Origin of the sequence: uncultured Porphyromonas sp., from assembly GCF_934359325.1 — a bacterium.
GTDB lineage: Bacteria > Bacteroidota > Bacteroidia > Bacteroidales > Porphyromonadaceae > Porphyromonas_A.
The window spans coordinates 1-3,316 of record NZ_CAKRLH010000179.1 but is presented as its reverse complement, the minus strand read 5'-3'; the positions used below and the strand labels follow the sequence as shown (position 1 = coordinate 3,316).

The window sequence follows — 3,316 nt, the reverse complement described above, 5'->3', positions numbered from 1 at the left end:
ACGGGGTGGATGGCAAAGCGTACGTGTGCACCATTGCGGGTCAGCGCATCAGCAAGGTGCTTCACCTCGTGTTGCGCCTGTGCGAGTGCCATACCGTAACCGGGGACGATGATCACCTCCTTAGCCTCGTGGAGGAGCTTGGCGGTATCATCGGGAGCGGCATCCGCCTTAGCCGGTGCCTGGGTAGCGGCACTGACGAGGTCAGCAACGGTCTCCTTGGCATCACCGAGGCACATCGTCACACCCTCCTTGCGGGTGTAGAGTGGGTTCTCCACTCCGGCATAGCCCGGCTTGAGGTCGTAGTTGCAGATGACGATGTGCTTCGCCTGGTCGACGTTGAGCACCGGCATACCGTAGATCGGCGTACCCTCAGCCTCACGGGCGGCAGGATTGAGGACATCATTCGCCCCGATCACGATCACGAGGTCGGTATCCTTGAAGTCGTCATTGATCCGCTCCATCTCGAAGAGGTCATCGTAGGGCACATCCGCCTCTGCGAGGAGGACATTCATATGGCCCGGCATACGACCGGCGACGGGGTGGATCGCAAAGCGAACCTCGGCGCCATTGCGGCGAAGGGTGTCGGCGAGCTGCTTCACCTGATGCTGTGCCTGCGCGAGCGCCATACCATAGCCGGGGACGATGATCACCCGCTTGGCATCGTGGAGGAGCTCCGGGAGGGAGGCCTCCTTCTTTGCTGCCGGAGCAGCAGGGGCGGCGGCGGGGGCGGCAGCCTTGGGGGCAGCCTTCTTCTTCCCCGCAGGGGCAGCGGTCTTGCCGAGGAGGATATCCCCGAGGGAGCGATTCATCGCCCGGCACATGATCTGCGTGAGGAGGAGTCCGGAGGCACCCACGATACCGCCGATGGCGACCAGCATCACATTACCGATAGCCATACCGGCGATCGAGCCGGCGACACCGGAGAGAGAGTTGAGGAGCGAGATCGTGATCGGCATGTCGGCACCACCAACGCGGATGGTGAAGAGCCCGCCGAAGAGAGCGGCAAAGAGGACCGACAGGCAGACGATCCAGGCAGCGTTGCCGTCGTTGACACCGAAGAAGCTCCAGATGAAGAGAACACCGCAGAGGACGAGGGCGATGGTGAGGTAGAGGCTGTGATTCTTCAGCACCTTGGGTCGACCATCAATGACGCGGTGGAGCTTACCGGCGGCGATGAGGCTACCGACAAGCGTGATCATACCGACAATCACAGCGAGGACACCGGTGGAGGACTCAAAGGCCCCCAGCGAGAAGGAGTCGGCGTGCATGCCGGCGGAGGTGATCGACACCTCAGGCGAGGTGATGCCCATCAGCGTGACGATACCGACGAGGGCGGAGGCGCCACCACCGAGACCATTGAGCAGCCCGACCATCTCAGGCATCTCGATCATCTTGACCTTACGAGCCATCATAAAGCCGATCACGAGACCGATGAGGATAAAGAAGAGAGTGCAGAGTAGCGGCACCATGCCGTGTCCCCAGAAGGCGACGAGTATCGCCAGGATCATCGCCAGGATGCTGGTCCGGTTACCATTGACAGATGAGGAGACGCGGCTCATCATCCAGAGGCCGGCGAGCACCAAGAGGGGGATAATAATATTGAGTACTGACATCATAATACCGATCACTTACTCCCCTTGGAGGACTTGCTGTGGTGAAACATCTTGAGCATCCGCTCCGTGACGCCAAAGCCGCCGACGACATTGATCATCGCCAGGATGAGCGCAATGCCGCCGAGGATCAGGGCGAGGTAGTAGCGGAAGTCTCCCCCGTAGGCATCGATGCACTCCACCGTCTCACAGACGACGATGATGGCACCGACGATGGTGATGCCGGAGAGTGCGTTCATACCCGACATCAGCGGCGTATGGAGCAGACTGGGGATCTGCCGGATGATGAAGTATCCGACCACTGCGGACACTATGAAGACCAGGACTAAGACTAGTGGTGAAGCCATATCAATAAGAGATAAAAAAGAGCCAAACCGGTCTCCCTATCCAGGAAAATCGATTTGGCTCATGGTGATTAGATGATTAGCACTCCAGAGGACCGTCTGCACCGAGCGCCTCGAGGCAGCCGGCATGTACGATCTTGCGGTCCTTGGTCACGGTGATACCCTTGCAGATCTCATCCTGAGGATCGAGGACGATCTTGCCGTCGTGAGTGAGATACTTGGTCAGGTTGTAGATATTCTGAGAGAACATCCAGGTGGAGCTATTTGCGAGCAGTCCGGGGATATTCTTGATACCATTGATCATGACGTCGTGGATGCGCTCGTGCTTTCCGGGAGGCGTGCACTCGCAGTTACCGCCCTGGTCGATGGAGATGTCGACGATGGCAGCGCCCTTCTTCATCCCCTTGACCATCTCCTCGGTGATGATCGTAGGAGCAACCTTACCGGGGATCAGTGCGGAGCAGAAGACGATGTCCATCTCCTTGATCGTGGGGTAGAGCTTCTCACGCTCTGCAGCCAGCACATCGTCGGGGAGACGCATGGCGTAGCCGCCCTCGCCGACAGCGAGCTTGGGATCGACGCCGGTATCTACCACCTGGGCACCGAGGGACTTGGCATTCTCTGCAGCCATCGGGCGGATATCAGCAGCGTAGGTGATCGCACCGAGACGCTTGGCGGTGGCAAGAGCCTGCAGGCCGGCAACGCCGACACCGATGACCATCACCTTGGCGGGGACGATCTGGCCGACAGCGGTAAACATCTGGGGCATAAAGTAGGGCAGGTCGTTGGCTGCCATGATCATACCCTTGTATCCGGCGCAGGTACTCATCGAGGTGAGTGCGTCCATATTCTGAGCGCGGGAGATACGGGGTACACCATCGAGGGTGAGAGCTACGACACCGTTGTGGGCGAGCTTCTTCACCATCTCATGATTGACGGGGGAGGCGGGGTGGATGAAGGTGATCAGCACCTGACCCTCGTGCATCATGTCTGCCTCATTCTTCTGCAGCTGCTCATTGAAGAGCGGCTCCTTGACCTTGAGGATCACGTCGGCCTTGTCGAAGAGTGCTTGAGTATCGGTCATCAGCTTAGCACCGGCAGCCTCATAGTCCTTGTCGTGGTGGTAGGAGGGCTCTCCTGCACCTGCCTCGACGAGGACTTCGCAGCCGTCAGCGACGAACTTCTTTACGGTCTCCGGAGTCGCTGCGACGCGACTCTCACCGGGCATGATCTCACGCGGAATGCTTATAATCATAGATGATAAGTGGTTGGGTTTGGTTTTAAAGGTGATTGTAATTGTCTTGTCTGAGACAAATGTATGGAAAAAAGAGTCGGACTAATCAAGAAAAATGGAGGTTTTGG

The 3,316-nt window shown here is 58.5% G+C and carries 3 protein-coding genes; all 3 read right to left on the bottom strand.

Annotated elements, in window-relative coordinates; all coding sequences use genetic code 11:
* Positions 1–1,613 (bottom strand): NAD(P)(+) transhydrogenase (Re/Si-specific) subunit beta (locus Q0F21_RS06540; RefSeq protein ID WP_297238463.1); only part of this gene is annotated, 1,613 nt, incomplete at its 3' end.
* An 11-nt stretch (positions 1,614–1,624) separates the two neighbouring features.
* Positions 1,625–1,957 (bottom strand): NAD(P) transhydrogenase subunit alpha, encoded by a 333-nt coding sequence (locus Q0F21_RS06535; RefSeq protein ID WP_297238461.1) that lies wholly within the window; start codon positions 1,955–1,957, stop codon positions 1,625–1,627.
* Positions 1,958–2,033: 76 nt separating this feature from the next.
* On the bottom strand, positions 2,034–3,209 hold the full coding sequence (locus Q0F21_RS06530; protein WP_070464747.1) for an NAD(P) transhydrogenase subunit alpha: 1,176 nt from the start codon (positions 3,207–3,209) through the stop codon (positions 2,034–2,036).
* Between the last annotated feature and the right edge of the window lie 107 nt (positions 3,210–3,316).

Excerpts from the sequence above, each read along its gene's own strand:
- Q0F21_RS06535 (WP_297238461.1), bottom strand. The coding sequence starts at position 1,957 with ATGGCTTCACCACTAGTCTTAGTCCTGGTCTTCATAGTGTCCGCAGTG.
- Q0F21_RS06530 (WP_070464747.1), bottom strand. The coding sequence starts at position 3,209 with ATGATTATAAGCATTCCGCGTGAGATCATGCCCGGTGAGAGTCGCGTC.